This window comes from Methylophaga sp. UBA4204 (genome assembly GCF_002379485.1).
Lineage (GTDB): Bacteria > Pseudomonadota > Gammaproteobacteria > Nitrosococcales > Methylophagaceae > Methylophaga.
In genome coordinates this window covers 6,975-7,237 of the sequence record NZ_DFTU01000055.1, presented here as the reverse complement: position 1 = coordinate 7,237, position 263 = coordinate 6,975, and the positions used below count along the sequence as shown (strand labels likewise).

The 263-nt window shown below is 47.9% G+C and carries 1 pseudogene; it reads left to right on the top strand.

The annotated features are described in order from the left end of the window. Positions 1-263: pseudogene (locus B3182_RS07960) on the top strand (DEAD/DEAH box helicase); the annotation flags it as partial.

Genomic DNA, 263 nt, shown 5'->3' with positions numbered 1-263 from the left:
GCCGATCGCATGCTCGATATGGGTCAGGGTCCTGATGTGCTGATGGCGCTCGCCGCTATTAAATCAAAATTCCAGGCTGGACTATTCTCGGCAACCTTGGCAGGCAGTGGTGTCAGAATTTTTGCCGACGAACTGCTTACCGACCCGCAGGAAATTCATATTAATGCGGCCAATCAACTGGCAGAGAATGTTACTCAGCAGGTTTATCTGGCTGATAACCGTGAACATAAACAGGCTTTATTATTAGCATTTATCAACGCACC